The following is a 16,777-nucleotide window of genomic DNA, read 5'->3' as shown; positions in this document are numbered from 1 at the left end:
GCTTCTTCAGGCGATGTGGCCTTCTTCGCGCAGTTGGTCGGCCTCGGACTTCTCGTAGCGCCACGTCACGTCGGCTTTCTCATCCTGCCAGTCCCACGGTTCGACGAGAACCACGTCCCCCTCACGAATCCAGATGCGCTTTTGCATCCGGCCGGGAATTCGGGCAGTTCGTTCGACGCCGTCCGCACAGCGCACTTTGACTCGGTTCGCGCCGAGCATGTCCTGTACGACGGCGAACTCCTCGTCGTCGTCGGGCATTCGTAGGTCACGTCGGCCCGCGTTCTCGTTGTCGCTCATGCCACCGTATTCGTTTTCGCGTCGTTTAAAACCGCTGTTCGGTTTCTTCTGCAGAGCGGTACGCTTAGGTGACTGTCGCCGTGACCCGCGGTATGTTCGATAAACTCGGTACGAAAGGTATCGCTGGTGTCGTTCTACTCGTTGCTGGTATCGGCATCGTCGCCTATCAAGAACCCATCGTCGCCGCCGGAATCGCACTGGTCGTCGCCGGACTCGGTCTTGTCGCCTCCGGTCTCGTCCAGTCGGTGATGGGCATGTTCGGCATGGCCTGATCGGCGTCGCTCGACTCTCGAAGCCACAAAAATACTGCTTCTCGATATTTCGAGTCTCTCAGTCGCAACTCTCCGGAGACGACGAACCGATATCGGGATTGAAAAGCGGTCGGCGTTAGGAACGCTGCTGTTGAATCTTCTCGCGGCCGGGCGCGACGAGCTCGTTCAGATAGTTTGCGAGTGCGCCTTTGGCATCCGCGGGGTGGAGTTCGCCGGCGTCGAGATCTTCGGCCAGCGACTCGTAGTCGTCGTAGGTCAGATTTCCGCCGTACTGTTCGGGCCGTTCGACTACGACTTCTCCGAACCGGGGGAAGACGTGGTACTCGAAGATCTGTAGCACGGGGTTGTCGCGTTCGTTGCCGTCGTCGTCTGGGTCGGGATCGCGTGACGGCGGACAGAACGCCTTGTTCACCTTCTCGCGGAGTTCCTCCTCGGAATCTTCCATCGAGATGGAGACGCCCGACGACGAGGACATCTTGCCGACGCCCGTCGAGAGGTCAGAGATGAGCGGCGTGTGCAGGCAGGTCGGCGCGTCCGCGTCGATGCTCGGGAGGGTGTCGCGGGCGAGCATGTGGACTTTCCGTTGCTCCATCCCACCGATTGCGAGATCGACGTCGAGGTAGACGATGTCGAGCGCCTGCATCAGGGGGTAGACGGCTTGGGCGACGGTGACGGTGTCGCCGCTTTTGATCTCCGCCATGGCGCGCTCGGCACGCGAGAGCGACGTTTCGAGTTCGAGCGCGTGGAGGTCGAGTGTGTAGTCGTCGTCGAGTTGGAACTCCGACCCGAGGACGAACTCCGTCTGGTCTTCTTCCAGTCCGTACGCGACGAACTGCTCTTGCATCCGTGTCGCCGTCTCCTGTATCTCGTCGAACGTCCCCTTGTCGTTGAGGTAGGCGTGAACGTCGGCGAGGAGAACGACGACTTCGAATCCGGCCTCCTGTAACTCGATGAGTTTGTTGGCCGTCAGCATGTGGCCGATGTGGAGGACGCCGGAGGGTTCGTAGCCGACGTAGGCTCGCTTTCCGTCAGGGTCGTCGGCCAACGAACGTGCCTCGTCCTCCGTGACCACCTCGGCGGCGTTCCGGGTGATCAGGTCGTACGCGTCCATACGTGTTCGTATCCGGGCGAGCGGATATTACTTCTGGAACGCCCCGGTACCGTTCCGGCAGCGACGACAACCGTCCAGCAGGTTGTGGGCAGTCCGCACGACCCGAACCTACTTGCCGAATCCACCCGACGAATCGGACATGGGCGAACCCACCATCTTCGAGCAGATCGCCGCCGGAGACATTCCAGCGCGCATCGTCTACGAGACAGACACAGTCCTCGCATTCCTCGATGCGAACCCTCTCGCGCCCGGCCACACGCTGGTCGTCCCGAAAGAGGCGCACGAACGACTCCGTGACCTGCCGGACGACGTTGCCACCGACCTGTGGGCCGCCGTGGACGAACTCACTCCGCGCGTCGAGGACGCCGTGGACGCTGATGCGCTTACTGTCGGCGTCAACGACGGTGAGGCGGCCGGACAGGAAGTTCCGCACGTCCACGTTCATCTCGTCCCGCGATTCGACGGCGACGGCGGCGGCCCCATCCACGCTGTTGCAGGCAGTCGGCCTGACCTCTCAGACGAGGAGTTAGACGACATCGCAGAGCGAATCGAAACGTAAGCGCGAACCAGTTCGGTACCTGCGTCCCGCCGAAAATAATCTCTACCAGAATACATATTTAGGGCGATGATCAACTTCCGAGTACCGTGCCCTCCACCGTTGCGGACCGCATCAGTCTGCCCAGGCTGGTTATCTTCGTCGTCCTCGGAGTCATTGCCGCAGCCTTCGTCGTGACTACAGACCGGGCGATCACGGTCGAATACGTCTCGCTGACCGTTCTCGTCGCCATCTTCTTCGGTGCGAGTATCTTCGATGCCGTGCGCGAACACCCGCTTTTCAATCTCGCGTCAGCCGTCTACACGGCGTTGTTGTTCGGGTTGCTAACCATCATCTGGGGACCGAACGTATTCATCTTAGCACTCACGGGACTGGCCGTCGTCGGCGTCGCCGTCGAACTGTACAACTACCGGCATGGAACCTCGTACCTCCGAGTTGAGCCGGATAACCGATGACTCTCGAGCAATCGAGGTCTGAGGAGTGCGCAAGCCGTGCTGTCGAGGAAGAGTCGAACGAGCCAGTCTCGGCACCTCGCGTGGACGCCGCTGAGTGTGCCGCCGCCTTCCTGATTCCGATACTCGTCGCCGCCGTCTGGATGCTCGCCGCGGGTGCCGGACTCAAGGTCCTCCTCGGTGGTGGCACAGTCGGATGGATGATCGTCCGTGTCCGTCTTCGGTTCCGTGCGGTCCGTACAGCGGACGGGATCAAGCGACAACGATGCCCCACGGACGAGGGCTGGGGAATGCAGTTCGCAGACTGGGAGTACGACCCGAAGTGGGATCGACGACTCGCCGCTGTCTTGGCCGTCATCGGCGCGGGGGCGTTCGTTGCTATTCCGGTCGTCGATGCACCCGACGGTATCCTCCTCAGACTCGTGGTTATCGGACACGTCAGCCTGATCTGCGCGCTGGCAGTCTTCGGCGTCGCACAGCGCGATTAGGCGGCGTCGGGCTTTTCATCCGAGTGCACGTCGGATATCTCGAACCGCGCACCACCCAACTCGCCCTCAGTGACGGCAATCGACCAGCCGTGACCTTCGACGATCTCCGTCACGATTGAGAGACCGAATCCGGTCCCGTCGTTCCGAGTTGTGTACCCCTGCTCGAAGACGTTGTCTCGCTCAGATTCGGGGATTCCAGGCCCGTCGTCTTCGACGTAAAACCCGTCGTCCAACGACCCAACGCGGACACGCACGTCGGTCCCTACGTGGTCGATCGCGTTGCGAAAGAGGTTCTCCAAGAGTTGACACAGTCGATTTTGGTCGGCCTCTATCGTTCCGATGTCTCCATCGACTGAGAGTGTGGCTTCGTGGGTGGTCTCATCGACCGTCTGCCACGCTCGTTCGACCGCCGATTCGAGTTCGACTGGTTCGGTCTCGCGTATCTGTTCGTTCTCGCGGGCGAGGTACAGCAGATCACCGATAATCCGCTCCATTCGGCTGAGTGCATCTTCGATTCGGTCGAACTGCTCGGGGTCGCCGTCTTCCCGGGCGAGTTCAAGATACCCGGACGCGACCGAGAGCGGGTTTCTGAGGTCGTGGGTCACCATCGACGCGAACTCCTCTAGGCGCTCGGTCTGGCTCTGTAGTTCTCGGTTGTTTCGTCGGTGTTCCTGTTCGTACGATACCCACCGCGCTAGCAACTCAACGAACGCCTCCTCACCGTGCGAGAATGCCTGTTTTCGTGAGGCAGTCCCCGCAAAGCAGAGCGTCCCAAACAGGTCCTCATTTACTATTACTTTCGCGCCGATGTAACAACCCAGCTCGTACCGCTCGTACGCCGGATCATCCTCCCATCCTTCTGCCTCGGAGTTCTGTACGGAGACGAGTTCGTCCTCGATAACCGTCTTTCGACAGTACGCTTTCGAGAGCGGTCCGGTCTCTCCCGGTTGGAGTAATTCGTGATCGCCGACCGATTCGATGATCGTCTGCGTTCCATCCTGAATGCGGGTGAGAAAACCGTACGGGACGTCGAGATAGTCGGCTCCGAGTTCAAGTAGTGCCGACACTTTCTCTTCGAAGGCAGCCTCTCGGTCAGCAGTAATTCGGTACATCCGCTCTAACGCCTCGTGATCGGCCTGTCGCTGCCTCTCTAGTCGAGTTCGGCCGGTAACGTCTCGTAGTACGGAGAGGTGTTCGCCCGGAACGACATCCCTCGTCGCGGCGTATTCGACGACTCGACGCTCACCATCCGGTCGGATAAGCGATAGAACGCCGTGATTCTCCCCGAGAGACTGAAAATCCGCCCACATATCGTCGATTTCGCTGCCGTTCGGTGTGAATTCAGAGAGATTTCTCCCCAGCAGCTCTTCCCGCGGAAGGCCGAACAGTTCCGCGGCGCTCCCATTCACGTCGATAAACTCGTCGTCGTCGTCCGCGACGATGATTGCGTCCATCGCCCGCGAAAACGCCGCAGCGTACCGCTCACGTTCGTAGTCTTGCTCTTCTTGATTGGTGACATCACGCAGAATAGCGACGTGTCCGGATTCTCCATTCCAGGTAATCGCGCGAACGGTCATCTCGGCGGAGAACGTCATCCCGTCGAGCGTTTTCATCGTTCGCTGTGTTTGGCTAATAACCTTCTCGTCGTCTTGAGCGTGCGCAATCACCGCCTTGACGGCCTCCGTATCCTGTTTGTGGATCAACGATAGCAGGTTCCGTCCTAAGAGATCGTCCGCATCGTCTGCCTCGAACAGGCTAACTGCGGATGTGTTGGCGAAGACGAACTCATCGCCGACGCTTACAACGATGGCGTCCGGTGAGTTTTCGAGGATCGACTTGGCCTCTTCTTGGACTTTTGCCGCGTGTTTGTCGGCTCGAAAGCGCTCAACTGCGTTGTGGATGCGACGGGCGAGCGCCGGGTACTGGTCAGTTCCGGACTCCTTCTGTACGTAGTCGCTGACGCCTGCTGAAATCGCTTCGCTGGCGACTGCTTCGGATCCCTTGCCAGTAAAGAGAATGAACGGTAACTTGGGCCGATCAACACGAACGGCTTCGAGGAACGCCAAGCCATCCAATCCCGGCATGTCGTAGTCGCTGACGATACAGTCGAAATCGGTTTCGGTGAGTGCATTGAGTCCTCCCTGTACACTCGTCGCAGTGGTGACTGTCAGCCGGTCGTCGTGCCGTTCGAGATACGCCGCAGTGAGATCAGCGGACCCGGGTTCGTCGTCAACGCAGAGAACAGTGACTGTCTCTGCATCTCTTGTCATATCCCGTAAATTAACCCATGGATCATAAGTCTTTGGCGTCTTCAGGCCGTCTGAGGCACGTATTCGTGTAGTCAGGAAAACATAATTTCACGAATATCGGGCGTTTTAGGTTCGAGTATGCGGCCACCGCGAAGTATGGATGACGAGGCTGTCACAGACGAACGCGAAACCCGACCGACAGAAACCACTATCGCCGCGTTCGTCGGCGCAACAGGCGGTGCAGGAACGACGCGGTGTACACTAGAGGTTGCCACGGCTCTCGCGGCCGACGGCGCGGACGTGGGGGTGTTCGACGCTGCGTTCGCCACGCAGGGACTTGCGGCCCACATTCCGGGTCAGATCGAGCCTGATTTGACTGCACTTCTCACCGAGGAGGCAGATGCACCGCTTTCGGAAGGGTTGACGACACTCGACGTGGAGACTGCCGGACGAGTTGCAGTTTCCCCGGCATTTGCGCCGTTCGAGCGGTTCGCACGTGCAAAGACGCCCGACGCCGCCCAGCGCTTCGAGACTCGACTGTCAGCGGCGGCCGATCGGTTCGACTACGTGCTGGTGGATGTGCCGCCAGTCGCCTCGAATCAAGCAATCGCTGCGGTGAACGTTGCGGATCAGAGTATCGTCGTCGCACCGGGAACGACACGCGGTGCCGATGCTGTCCAGCAGATGCGAACCCGTCTCACTCACGTTGGCAGTGAGGCGACACTCGTCGTCTCGACGCGTGGGACGTTCGAGGGTGCCGACTGCGACGTTCCCGAGACCGACGCGACCGAACCCGAGTCGGTGCCGTCCTGTTTGGGCGATGATGCCGCGTTCACAACGGCGATAGTCGAACTCACGGCGGCGGCCGTCGGGAGGGACGTCAGCGAGGCGTTCGAAGGTGGCGGACTGCTCTCTGGTGTCGAACGATACGTGAAGTGACCGCGGAACGCTAGAAGAGGTCTGTCGAGGCGGACATCGTATCCGCGAGTTCTTCGCGCTTTTTGACGAGTGCGTCGCCGCCGAGCGACGCCGCCGCATCTCGTCGCGTCGCGTCGGCGAGTTCTGGCACCGGATCGTGCGTCTCGATGTATGCCGCGAGGGCGAACTCCGCGTCGTCCGCGCCAGTGAGTTCAAGCGCGTCCGCGCGTGAGAGTTGGCCTGCGAGCCAATCGCGGAGGATTTGTCGTGCCGTCGGAGCGAGCGGGGTGACGCCCTCGATGCCCGCCCGGTGGAGGACTTTCGCGGCCGTCACTGGAGCGACGATAGCCGCCTCCGCGGCGTCCCCAACACTGTCGCCGGCCGCGTGGCGTTCGAGAACGGTGGCTGCCGCTTCCGGCGTGCAGGGTAATTTGTCCGCGTGGTCGCGGAGGCGCGCGTCGAGGTCCACGTCCGTATCGTCAACCGTCGCAACGCCGCGTTCCTCCTGCGTCGTCGTCGTCACCCCCAACTCGTCTGCGATGTCCGCCAATCCCATCGCGTTCCTCTATTTCAACGGCCTAGTAAACCGTTTCGACATCAAAATCGGATTTGATAATTTAGCGTACCGGTAACCGGTACGTTCCCCTCTCGGTTTTCGGGGGAAACACCCCAAATTCTCCGGTGTTTAAATACTCTATCGGGACCGAGTTTCAATTGTGATGAGTGAAGCACGCTCCCCCGACGACGCAACGCTGACGACCACCTGCCCCGAGTGCGACGGCCGACTGCACGCTGAGGGCCAAGAGACGGTTTGCGGCGACTGCGGACTCGTCGTCTCGGAGTATACCATCGACCACGGGCCCGAATGGCGGTCGTTCGCGGACGACGACCGGAACCCCAAACGTACGGGTGCGCCGCTTACCCAGTCGCGTCACGACCGCGGCCTTTCGACTGAAATCGGTCGTTCGACGCGTGTCAAAGGCCGAAAACGCCGCCGCCTCGCCCGGATGCGCAAACAGCACAACCGCGCGCGAATCTCCACCAAGCGCGAGCGGAATCAGGTGTACGCGTTCACCGAGATTCGCCGTCTCACGAGCGCGCTGTCGCTCCCCGAACGCATCCGCGATCACGCGTGTTCGCTGTTCAAGTCGGCGCAGAACGAAGACCTTCTTCGCGGTCGGTCGCTCGAAGGGTTCGCCGCCGCGTGCGTCTACGCCGCCTGTCGCGTCGCCAACGTCTCCCGAACTGTCGGTGAAGTCGTCGCCGAGGCGAAGGCAACCGAAGCGGAGCAGTCTGCGGCGTACGACGCGCTGAACCGCGACCTCGGTCTGCCCGTCGGACCCGTGGACCCCGTTGAGTACGTCCCGCGCTTTGCTAGCCGCCTCGACCTCTCGCGCGATGTGGAACGCCGCGCCCGCGAGTACGCCGCCGAAGCCGCAGAGCAGGGTCTCTCCGTCGGCCGCAATCCGAGCGGTGTCGCCGCCGGATGTCTGTACACCGCCGCACGCGACCTCGACGTCGAAGTGACGCAGACCGAGGCGGCCGACGTGGCCGACGTGACGCCCGTTACCCTCCGGAAGACGTACGTGGCGCTGCGTGACGACGAGTGAACAGACGATTTGAGACGAGTAGACGAACGGCTGCATGGATAAATCGACGACTGATGACGGATCACTGACGACGGATCACTGACGACGACGAATCACTGACGACGACGGATCACTGACGACGAACCCGACGACAGCGCTCATCCTCACGACGGTATCGATTAGCGAGACAGTTCTCTCGATGTCATCGCATGCGTAGTGGCATCGCTACACTGGTGAGAAGCAGAATCCTCAGACCTGTGTACAGCGTTGGACCGCTCGCGCCAGCGACGAAATGGCTTGTCCGGCGCGACTGGATGGAGCGATGCGACAGACCGGCCGACCCGTCTCGACGGTGCGGGCCATGCGCGGGTCCGCGGGGACGGTGACGGCGGGTGCGCCGAGGACTTCCTCGAACACCGCTTCAGGCGGATCTTCGACGGCGCGGTTGACCGCGACGGCGACGAGGCCGGCGTCGAGTTCCCGCGCCAGTTCCCGCGTTCGGACGGCGTCAGCGAGGGCGTACGGTCGCGGTGAAGCGACGATGACGCAGGCGTCGGCGACGGCGAGCGGAACGCCCGCGTCGGCTTTCATGCCCGCCGGACAGTCTACCACCACGTCGCCGTAGGCGCGTTCGACCGCGCGGAGGGAATCACCCAAGCGGCGAACGTCCGCCGCGCGCGCACCCGAGAGCGACCGACCGCACGGGAGGAGTCGCACCGGGCCGTCCTCACGGACGGCTTCGACGGCATCTGCGCGGCCGGCGAGCACGTCGTGTAAATCCGGTCCGGGTCCAGTCGGAAGGTCTGCCATTCCGAGGTCGGCGTCAACGACGACAGCGTCCATCGCGGCACCGAGTTCGAACGCGAGCGTCGATTTACCGACGCCGCCCTTCCCGCCGGTGACGGCGAGTATCATCGGTCACCCAGTGCGTCGATGACTGGTTTGGCGTCGGTGTCCGCGGCGCGTTCGGCGAGTGCCGTCGCGCGGGCGGCGAACGCTCGAAGTGCGTCTTCGTCGGCGGCGACTGTCGCTGGAAGGTCGGAGACGTTCTCGGCCGTTTCGAGAACCGCCGCCGCCTCGTCGGCCGTCGCATCAGTCACCGTCTCTGCGTGCTGAACGCGCGTCTCAACTGCTGAGAGCCACGACTCGACCGGCTTCGGAGTGATCTCTTTTTCAGCTCTGTATTCCTCGTCGCCCTCGTTGTGAGACGTCGCGTCATCACTGTCTCCGCCCGAATCTTGACGCGGCGTTGATTCCGGTTCCGACTGCGGTCTCGAGTTCGTCGATACTGACTCTGCTCGTGACTCCAAATCCCTCGTCTGAGCGTCGGTAGGAGCGTCGTCGGTCTCTGTCTGTCTATCGACGCTCGGTGTCGGCACCGCGTCGGCGGGCGGGCGCGCTCGCCCGAGCGAACGGATCGCTTCTGCTTCGAGTTCCGCGCGCGAACTTTTCTCAGTATCACGCTCTTCGTCCGCACGGCCGAGCGATTCGACGGAGACTGGTGTCTCGGTTTCGTCTCCGCCGGGACAGGCATAGCCGAGCGTTAGTTCGTCGTCCGCCGCGATGACGCCGGTGTAGCCGTCGTCGTCCCACCCGCGTTCCGGGACGCCGTCCTGCCGGGGCGGCAGGACCGGACCGGGCAGGTCGTTTCGGACGCGAACCCGGCGCGGGACGGCCGCTTCGTTGCGGACGTGAACCGTCACGAGCGTCGTTCCGCCGACGGTTTTCGTCGTGCAGTCGTACTCCATGGGGTGGTTGGCCGCGTCTTCGTATATGAACCCGCGGGCGGTGCAGTCTGTGATCTGACTCAGCAGAGGACGACCGGCGCATCGAGATAGCGGACGAATGAGCGGAGACCACAGAACGGGTCGAGTACATCGGCGTCGGCGACGACGGGTGCGCGGAGCGGCGCCACACGAGTCACAGCGAGGGCAGCAGCGAGTGGCGGGCCCTCGTATTCGCCGGGGGCGTCGCCCGCGTCGGCATCGAACGAGTCGGGGAGAGCGGCCACCGCGTCAGCGAAGTCGTCGTAGACGGCAGCCGCGAGCGACCGTCGGATCGCCCGTTCGAGGTTCGCCGCGCGGTCTTCGAGTCGCATCCGTTCCTCGCGGCCGTCGCGTGCGGCCCGCGCTCGCGCTTCTAACATCTCAAGCCGTTGCCGCGCGGCCACGCGCTCGGTCGCGACCTCGGAGAGACGCGTCATCGTCTCTGCGAGTTCCGCCTCTGCGGCATCGATGTCTCCGCCCGCTTCCCGAACTGCTTCGACGCGCCCCCGAATCATCGCAGCGCGCTCTTGGAGGCGCTCCGTCTCCGCACCGGCCGCTGCCGCCCGTCGTCGTGCGTCCGCGAGATCTCCCGGTTCGGGCGGCGTTACGTCCGCTAACTCGGATTCGACCCGTTCGAGCGTTCGTTCCTCGGGAACGACGTGCCCCCTGCTCCGCGCTAGTGTCGCCAACGCTCCGCGGCGGTCGAACGATATCTCCCGAGCGAGGTGTGCGACGAACGGAGAAACTGGTGATGGTGGCGGTGAGATGACACGCGGATAGCCCCGCTCGACGGGCAATCCGAAGCGAACCGACCGACTGAGGTCGTCGGCGTCGATATCGCAGTCTGCATCTCGCAGGTCAACGACGCTCCCGACGTGTGTCGTCCCGTCGGGAAGATGGACGCGAATCGACCTCACAGGTCCCTATCGCGCATCCGTGACGTCGGTGGGTGGTCGGTACCGACGGCGAACTTGTCGTACGGGGTACTTGCCACGTCGCGTGATTCGTAGGCTTCGGCGGCCTCTCGAACCGAGTCGGGGGCGTCCGCGAATTCGTTGAACGGTTCGGTCCGTTCGACCTGCACGTCGTGGCCGTGCTTTTCGCGGAGGCGACACGCGAGGAACGCACCGAACTCCGTCTCTTCGAGCAGTGCCGCACGGCCGAATCGGCGGACGACTGTCTCCTCGTGCGTTCGACAGACGTTTCGAAGCGTCTCGCGGGCGCCCCGCGAGTAGGTCACGACGAGCAACACGGCTACGTGACGACATTCGTGATTCGATAAAAGTCCGCCGAAGCGACGAAATTCGTGTCGTCAGGCCTACAGACGCTCGACTTCGAAATCGAGGCTCCCGCGTTCCTCGTCCAGCAGGTCGTAGATTCGGTCGCGGGCGTCCGCTGAACTCTCGGCAACGACCACGAGTCCGTGCGCGCGGCCCTCGCCGGTGGCTTGGTACGGGGCGAGACCTTCCTCACCCTCGAAGTCGGTGGCGTACGTCCGAAGGACAGTCACGACTCGCTGTTCGGTCGCCGCGAGGTCGGAGTCGCCGGACTCGAAGTCGCGGAGGGCTTCTTCGATGTTCCGGAGAGCAGATATTCGGTCCATCTACGTCGTTCGCAGGTGATCCGTCCGTGGTTCGTACACTTCGCCCTTGCGCCGCAGGTTTTCGATCTCCTGTTCGGCCTTGCTCTCGTCTAAGTTCAACTCGGTTGTCGCGCGGGAGATGACTTCGTCAACCGGTGCGCCCTCCTCGTACTCGTCTTCGATATCGCTGATGAGTTGCTTGAGGTTCTTGATGCGGTCGCGCTGGTTCTTCGAGGTGCCCGTCTCCACGATGTCGGCGTCGAACTCGCCCGTTTCGGGATCCATCCCGATATCGCGCAGGCAGGATTCGACGATGTTGGTGACGCGCACGGCGTCGTCCTCGGTGACGGTATCGGAGAGGCGGACGCGAGCGGACGCCTCGGCGAGACGGACGAGCGCTTCGAGTTTCCGGGCGGTGACCGGAACCGGCGAGTCCTCGTCGGCCCCTTTCGCGCGGAAGTTGACGTAGAAGTCGCGGATGACCTCCTTTGCCTCGTCGGTCATCGTCGGGTAGCAGTTACGCTTTGCGTACGCGATGTATTTGCGGAGGAGTTCGGCGTCAATTTCGGGGGCGACTTCTTCGGTGACGGAGTTCACCTCCGCTTCTGTGAACTCGGAGTTGGCAATCTTCGAGCGCTGGGTGTGGAGCTCGCCCGCGTAGTTCGTATTGATGATGTGTTCTGCGAGTTCGGCGTCGGACTCGGGGTCCGGGTCGTCTGTCACCGTGAAGATGAGGTCGAACCGCGAGATGAGGGCCGGTTCGAGGTCGATCTGCTCGCCGATAGACTCGTACTGGTCGAAGCGGCCGTATTTGGGGTTGGCCGCGCCGAGGAGCGAACACCGCGACTTCAGCGTCGCGTTGATGCCGGCTTTCGACACCGAAATCTGCTGTTGTTCGAGGCCCTCGTGCATTGCCGACCGGTCCTCGGAATTGTGGACGACCATCCCGTTGGCAACGAAGTTGTGTGTTCCCTCGACCGTGAGGTCGTACACCTTGGGTGTGGAACGCGACTCGATTGTGTCGAGGTATCGCCGAACGTCCGCACGAATCTCGGCGAACCGGTCGCGTGCGGCGTTGGCCACGTCGACAAACCGGTCCGTCTCGACAACGCCGTTGAACCACCGTGAGACGGTCGAGTCAGCAACACCAAGATCCCGAGCGATGTCAGCGAACGAGACGTTGTGTCGGTTCAGTTCGACACGAAGTTCGTCCCAGTCCTCGGCATTCGGTTCGCTGTCCAATAGCGACCGTCCGTACTCGACAGCGGACTCGGTCTTGACGCCGAGGAGGTCTGCCAGTTCGTGTTTCAGTAGTCGGATTTGGTCATCAACATCGCTTTCATCGACTGTCTCGACGGACTTGACACGCCTCCACTTCACGTCTCCACGAACGAGGTGTCGGAACGGTTCGATATCCGTGTTCACGACCGATTCGACGATTTCTCGGAGTCGGTTTCTCGTCACCGCTCTGAGTTCGTCGTCCGCTCCCCACAGCAGCGAAATCTGTTGCTGGCTATACGGTGTTCCAGTCGCGAGTTCGGACTGGGAAACGTGGTACCGTTCTTTGATGTCCGACAGTATCTCCCAGTCACACGGTTCCGTGAGTTGCTCTGCGTCTGACTCGGCCTCTTGTGTTCGACTCTCAAACGCATCGAGAATCGTTCGTGCACACGAAATCGAAACGTTCGCGTCCTTGTTCTCGAAGTTGCAGTCGGTGGCGTCAACGAGTCCGCACTCGGAGACGTACAGTCGCAGCGATTCCCGGAGTGACGACAGTAACTCTCCGCAGTGGGGGATCACGTCGAGAATCGTTCGGTCGCCCGAAACGGATTCACAGACCTCGTCGAGCGCCGACTGCTTGCGATCCAATGTAAACCCAATGTGGCGATTGAACCGCTGGAGAGACTCCGCTGCCGTCACTGCAAGCACATACAGATCACGTTTACCCGAGCGTTCGCGGTGTTGTATCTGCGTTGTGATGTCGAACTCCAAGAGGAGACTCTTGATCCCGAGCACCAGTTCGTAGCTGGACGAACTGATTTTGACGTTGCCCGAATCGGTATCGACACTCCCTTCGCTGTCTGCCATCGCGCGTACGAACGCAGCCTTGGTCGCCCGCGAGGCCGCAGAGATAGCCGTCGGGAACGCTTTTCCGTCGTAGACTTCGAGATTCATCCCGGCGTCAAGTACCACGTCCGCGAATTCCTTCCCGGAAAGCCTGACCGTTTCAACACCGTCGTCGCGCTGTTCGGACGGTGGACGAATTGCTTCTGCATCACATGCGTCACGACACGCCCGCTCGAAGTCAGCGAGCAGTTCCTCTTCTTTATTGGTGAATCGGATGCCGTAGACGCCCTCTTCGCGGTCGTAGTAGACGTTTCCGTCACCGGAGAGGTAGCCGAGGACGGCACCGAACGCAGGAGAGAGTTCGTTTTCGGTGGCGGTGACCGTCCCTCCAGCGATTGAGTCGGCAGTCCGGACACCTCCATCCGTCGCTCGGTCAGCGAGGCGACGCGGTACAAACACCCAGTCACCGGGAGAGACATTTGCTGCGGGCTTCTCTACGCTTTCTCCATCATCGAACGTAATGAACGGATGATCGTGAATCGCTGTCAGCCGCTCACCAGACTGCAATGTTACCCTCGTCAATTCGTCCGGAGCATCGTACTCGTGGATAGCCGTGACCGGCCGAGATACCAACTTCCCATCATCGGTCATCGACCACACCTCGGCATCGAAGTTCCGGATCGTTCGACCGTTCGCCAATTCCTCGGTCGACCCCTCGCGCGCGGCATCGTGTGCAATATCTCTGATCCGTTTGATTCCGCCATCATCGGCGAGATGGACAAGAGAGTCACCAGTTACGCACCGCATCTTGTCCAGTTCGTCCACAGCCGCAATGCCTTTATCAGCGAGAACGAGGGCACCGGCTTCGAGCGTCCACTGTTGTCCGTCGCCGAAATCGTCGCGGACGGCTGCGGCCGTCAGACCGGCCGAGGATGAACCCTTCCCGGAGGTGTAGACCGAGCGGGGTGCAATATTGCGGATGTACTGCAACATTTGGGAGTTGTGCGAGACGACGTTGTTGGTGAGGAAGTTGTGCGTCCCCTCGATTTCGAGGTCGTACACCCACTCGTCGTCGGGTTCGACCGGGTCGATTGATTCGATGCGGTCCCACGCGATGTCACCGTCCGCGAGAGCGCGCAGGGAGGCGAGGCAACGTTCGACGCTTGCACCGCCGTCACCATCCGCGGCCAGTCCATCGGCCGCCGCCTCGGAGAACGTCTGAACGACCGTCTGGAGGCTGTCTCGACTCGGGTTTCGGTCACCGCGCTCGTAGTGCTGGTACGTACTGCGTGGGAGTCCGCAGTCGTCCTGCTCGAGGCCGAGTGATTCGCGCAGGTCGCAGAGCGTGTCGCCGACGCCGGGAATGACATCGCGGTTCGTGTTTCCGTCCACATCGACCACCGCTTCGGCCGCCCGTCGCTTACGCTCCGTAACGAGGCCAATCTGGGCGGTGTAGCGGGCGAAGTCATCACCGCTCACGCGCAGGCGGAAACTGCCATCCGCCTTCGTTCGGAGTTGCGAACTGATTCCGAACGCGAGGAGGAGACTGCGGACTCCTTCGAGTACGTCTCGACTCGTCGAGGAGACGGTGACCTCTCGCTGCGACGGCGAGACGGTTCCTTCAGCATCGACGAACGCGCGGAGGAAACCTCGCTTGACGGGCGACTTCGCGCGCAGGATCGGGGCGGGAACGCGCTGTTCACTCGACCCGTCCAGTAGCGCCGGTTCAATTTTTTCGAGGAGACTTACCAGTTCGCTCGACGAGCAGATGAGTTCTCGTGTCGTCTTATCGTCATGGGTAGATCGTTCGGTCGCCCTGAGTCCGAGTTCGTCGAGGGCGTCGGCAACGTCGTCGAGTATCTCGCGGTCGCTGTTCGTTATCGACACGAACGCACTGCCCGAGTCGCGCCGTTCGACGTACCCTTCGGCGGCGACGTAGCCGAGGAGACGAGCCAGCGACGGCGTCAGTCGGTCGGGAAGATCGAGTCGCACGGCGTTGTTCGACTGCGACCGGCGAATCGATACGTCGAGTGAGTTGTCTCCGTCGGTCGGAAGTGACCGAGGGACAGCGACGAACTGCCCCGCTTCAAGGTTATCTGCGACGACGGCCTCGGTCCCACCGTCACAGCCAACGAACAGCGGATGCGACGGCGTCACAGTGAGTTCGTGTCCGGCCGCGGTCCGAATTTCGTACATCCGGTCGGGAGCCTCACGCTTCCACACTTTCGTCGCTCGCCGCGTGGTGATCGATCCGTCGTGTGCCATCGACGGCACCTCGAAATCGACGGCGTCCCACACGCCGTCATCGACCGGTTTCGGCTCGTCGAGATTCTGTTCGACCAGTTTACGGATCGGTACCTCGGACCCATCTGCTACCGTCACGCGGGTATCCCCGGCAACACATTTCCCCGTACCAGGGTCCCCTATCAGCAACATGTGCAGGTCCCCGCGGATCCGGGAACCGTCGGGCAGGTGTTTGGTGACGCCGGAGAACAGTTGGAGAATCATGGCGAGTTTCTCCTGCTCGTAGCCGTAGATAGACGGAGCGACGGACCCGATCATCTTCTGGTAGATGTCTGGGTCGTTCGAGAGTTCGACGATTTCGGCCACGTCCTCCTCGGAGATGTCCATGTCCTCGAACTCCTCGTCCTCGATTTCGATGGACACCCCGTCCATGTAGAGGTCGAAGATTGGCGTCTTCTCCTGTCCGGAGGTCTGCTGTTCGATGTGGAGGACACCAGTGACGGTGACGTGGTCGCCCGCCGTCACCTCGCCGGTCACGTCGTCTTCGATGTCGATGTCGATACTCTGCGGCGTCTCGCCGCCCCGCAGGCCCTCGGGACTTTCTTGGACGCGTAGTTTCTGGGAGTCAACGAACTCCGACTGGTCGAAATCGACGTGGAACGGTCCCTGTCGCTCACAGCCCTGACACTCGTGGGGTTCCTGAAATCCACTGTCGGTCTGCGGGATGTACGTCATCGTCCCGCAGCGTTGGCATTCGAACGCCGCCTCGGTAATCTTCGGGCGCACGTCCGTCGCCTTGCGGACGATACCCTGTACCGATACCATCCGGCCGATGTGGTCGTCGTGGACGCGGATATTACGTATGTCAACCGAGTCGGGAAGATTGCGAAGTCGGACGTGCGCGCGCCCGAGTTTCACGTCCACCGGGAGGTCGTACAGTCTGAGCGCCTCCTCGGCGTACTCGCGTATCTGATCGGGCTTTTTGCGGTAGTCCTCCGCTAGGTCCTCGTCGAAGCGGAACAGGTCGTCGTAGTCGATGTACAACGAGCGCTGTTCGTTCGGATACCGCTGCGCGAGTCGCCCGATATCGTCGCTGTAGTACTTTCGATAGAACTGGATGAACCGTTCGGTGAGGTCCACGTCCGGGTCCTGCGGGGCCTGCGCCATCGCAACGGAGTAAGCACCC

At 61.8% G+C, this 16,777-nt stretch carries 16 protein-coding genes; 6 read left to right on the top strand and 10 right to left on the bottom strand.

Translation table 11 applies throughout. The annotated features are described in order from the left end of the window. Positions 1-6 precede the first annotated feature (6 nt). The gene (gene eif1A, locus HBOR_RS00415; protein WP_006055485.1) at positions 7-297 is read right to left on the bottom strand and encodes a translation initiation factor eIF-1A; all 291 of its coding nucleotides are present in this window, start codon (positions 295-297) and stop codon (positions 7-9) included. Positions 298-389: 92 nt separating this feature from the next. On the opposite strand from eif1A, the gene HBOR_RS00410 reads away from it, so the two are divergent. Continuing rightward, the gene (locus HBOR_RS00410; RefSeq protein ID WP_006055484.1) at positions 390-569 is read left to right on the top strand and encodes a DUF7470 family protein; all 180 of its coding nucleotides are present in this window, start codon (positions 390-392) and stop codon (positions 567-569) included. Positions 570-684: 115 nt separating this feature from the next. Here HBOR_RS00410 and HBOR_RS00405 read toward each other — a convergent pair whose 3' ends face one another. After that, positions 685-1,680: a tyrosine--tRNA ligase gene (locus tag HBOR_RS00405; protein ID WP_006055483.1), complete on the bottom strand. Its 996-nt coding sequence runs from the start codon at positions 1,678-1,680 to the stop codon at positions 685-687. A gap of 139 nt (positions 1,681-1,819) precedes the next feature. On the opposite strand from HBOR_RS00405, the gene HBOR_RS00400 reads away from it, so the two are divergent. The 3 genes from HBOR_RS00400 (at position 1,820) to HBOR_RS00390 (ending at position 3,176) form a co-directional block, all read left to right on the top strand. After that, positions 1,820-2,239 (top strand): HIT family protein, encoded by a 420-nt coding sequence (locus HBOR_RS00400; RefSeq protein ID WP_006055482.1) that lies wholly within the window; start codon positions 1,820-1,822, stop codon positions 2,237-2,239. An 86-nt stretch (positions 2,240-2,325) separates the two neighbouring features. Continuing rightward, positions 2,326-2,691 carry a hypothetical protein gene (locus tag HBOR_RS00395; protein ID WP_006055481.1) on the top strand — a complete coding sequence of 122 codons (366 nt, stop codon included), beginning with the start codon at positions 2,326-2,328 and terminating at the stop codon, positions 2,689-2,691. After that, entirely contained in the window at positions 2,688-3,176 is a 489-nt protein-coding gene (locus HBOR_RS00390) for a hypothetical protein (RefSeq protein ID WP_006055480.1), read from the top strand. Before HBOR_RS00395 ends, HBOR_RS00390 begins: the two co-directional genes overlap by 4 nt. On the opposite strand, the gene HBOR_RS00385 is transcribed toward HBOR_RS00390, so the two are convergent. After that, positions 3,173-5,446 (bottom strand): PAS domain S-box protein, encoded by a 2,274-nt coding sequence (locus HBOR_RS00385; RefSeq protein ID WP_006055479.1) that lies wholly within the window; start codon positions 5,444-5,446, stop codon positions 3,173-3,175. The two genes, HBOR_RS00390 and HBOR_RS00385, sit on opposite strands and share 4 nt — an antisense overlap. A 135-nt stretch (positions 5,447-5,581) precedes the next feature. Between HBOR_RS00385 and HBOR_RS00380 the strand changes: the two genes are divergently transcribed. Then, positions 5,582-6,364 carry an AAA family ATPase gene (locus HBOR_RS00380; RefSeq protein ID WP_006055478.1) on the top strand — a complete coding sequence of 261 codons (783 nt, stop codon included), beginning with the start codon at positions 5,582-5,584 and terminating at the stop codon, positions 6,362-6,364. Between the two features lie 10 nt (positions 6,365-6,374). Here the strand turns inward: HBOR_RS00380 and HBOR_RS00375 are convergent, their stop codons facing one another. After that, a complete protein-coding gene (locus HBOR_RS00375; RefSeq protein ID WP_006055477.1) occupies positions 6,375-6,899 on the bottom strand; it encodes a DUF7858 family protein in 525 nt (174 codons plus the stop codon). Between the two features lie 163 nt (positions 6,900-7,062). On the opposite strand from HBOR_RS00375, the gene HBOR_RS00370 reads away from it, so the two are divergent. Continuing rightward, the gene (locus HBOR_RS00370; protein WP_006055476.1) at positions 7,063-7,953 is read left to right on the top strand and encodes a transcription initiation factor IIB; all 891 of its coding nucleotides are present in this window, start codon (positions 7,063-7,065) and stop codon (positions 7,951-7,953) included. Positions 7,954-8,181: 228 nt separating this feature from the next. Here the strand turns inward: HBOR_RS00370 and HBOR_RS00365 are convergent, their stop codons facing one another. The 6 genes from HBOR_RS00365 to HBOR_RS00340 form a co-directional block, all read right to left on the bottom strand. After that, on the bottom strand, positions 8,182-8,847 hold the full coding sequence (locus tag HBOR_RS00365) for a MinD/ParA family ATP-binding protein (protein ID WP_006055475.1): 666 nt from the start codon (positions 8,845-8,847) through the stop codon (positions 8,182-8,184). Further along, entirely contained in the window at positions 8,844-9,680 is an 837-nt protein-coding gene (locus HBOR_RS00360; RefSeq protein WP_006055474.1) for a DUF7857 domain-containing protein, read from the bottom strand. The genes HBOR_RS00365 and HBOR_RS00360 overlap by 4 nt, the downstream gene beginning before the upstream one ends. A 59-nt stretch (positions 9,681-9,739) precedes the next feature. After that, positions 9,740-10,615: a DUF7856 family protein gene (locus HBOR_RS00355; RefSeq protein ID WP_006055473.1), complete on the bottom strand. Its 876-nt coding sequence runs from the start codon at positions 10,613-10,615 to the stop codon at positions 9,740-9,742. Beyond that, positions 10,612-10,950: a DUF7855 family protein gene (locus tag HBOR_RS00350; protein WP_006055472.1), complete on the bottom strand. Its 339-nt coding sequence runs from the start codon at positions 10,948-10,950 to the stop codon at positions 10,612-10,614. The genes HBOR_RS00355 and HBOR_RS00350 overlap by 4 nt, the downstream gene beginning before the upstream one ends. A gap of 66 nt (positions 10,951-11,016) precedes the next feature. Then, positions 11,017-11,301 carry a DUF7854 family protein gene (locus tag HBOR_RS00345; RefSeq protein WP_006055471.1) on the bottom strand — a complete coding sequence of 95 codons (285 nt, stop codon included), beginning with the start codon at positions 11,299-11,301 and terminating at the stop codon, positions 11,017-11,019. Continuing rightward, on the bottom strand, positions 11,302-16,758 hold the full coding sequence (locus HBOR_RS00340; protein ID WP_006055470.1) for an LAGLIDADG family homing endonuclease: 5,457 nt from the start codon (positions 16,756-16,758) through the stop codon (positions 11,302-11,304). It abuts the gene before it with no gap. Positions 16,759-16,777: the final 19 nt, after the last annotated feature.

The organism is Halogeometricum borinquense DSM 11551 (genome assembly GCF_000172995.2).
GTDB lineage: Archaea > Halobacteriota > Halobacteria > Halobacteriales > Haloferacaceae > Halogeometricum > Halogeometricum borinquense.
The sequence above is the reverse complement of the archived record's forward strand: the minus strand, read 5'-3'. Positions and strand labels throughout refer to the sequence as shown.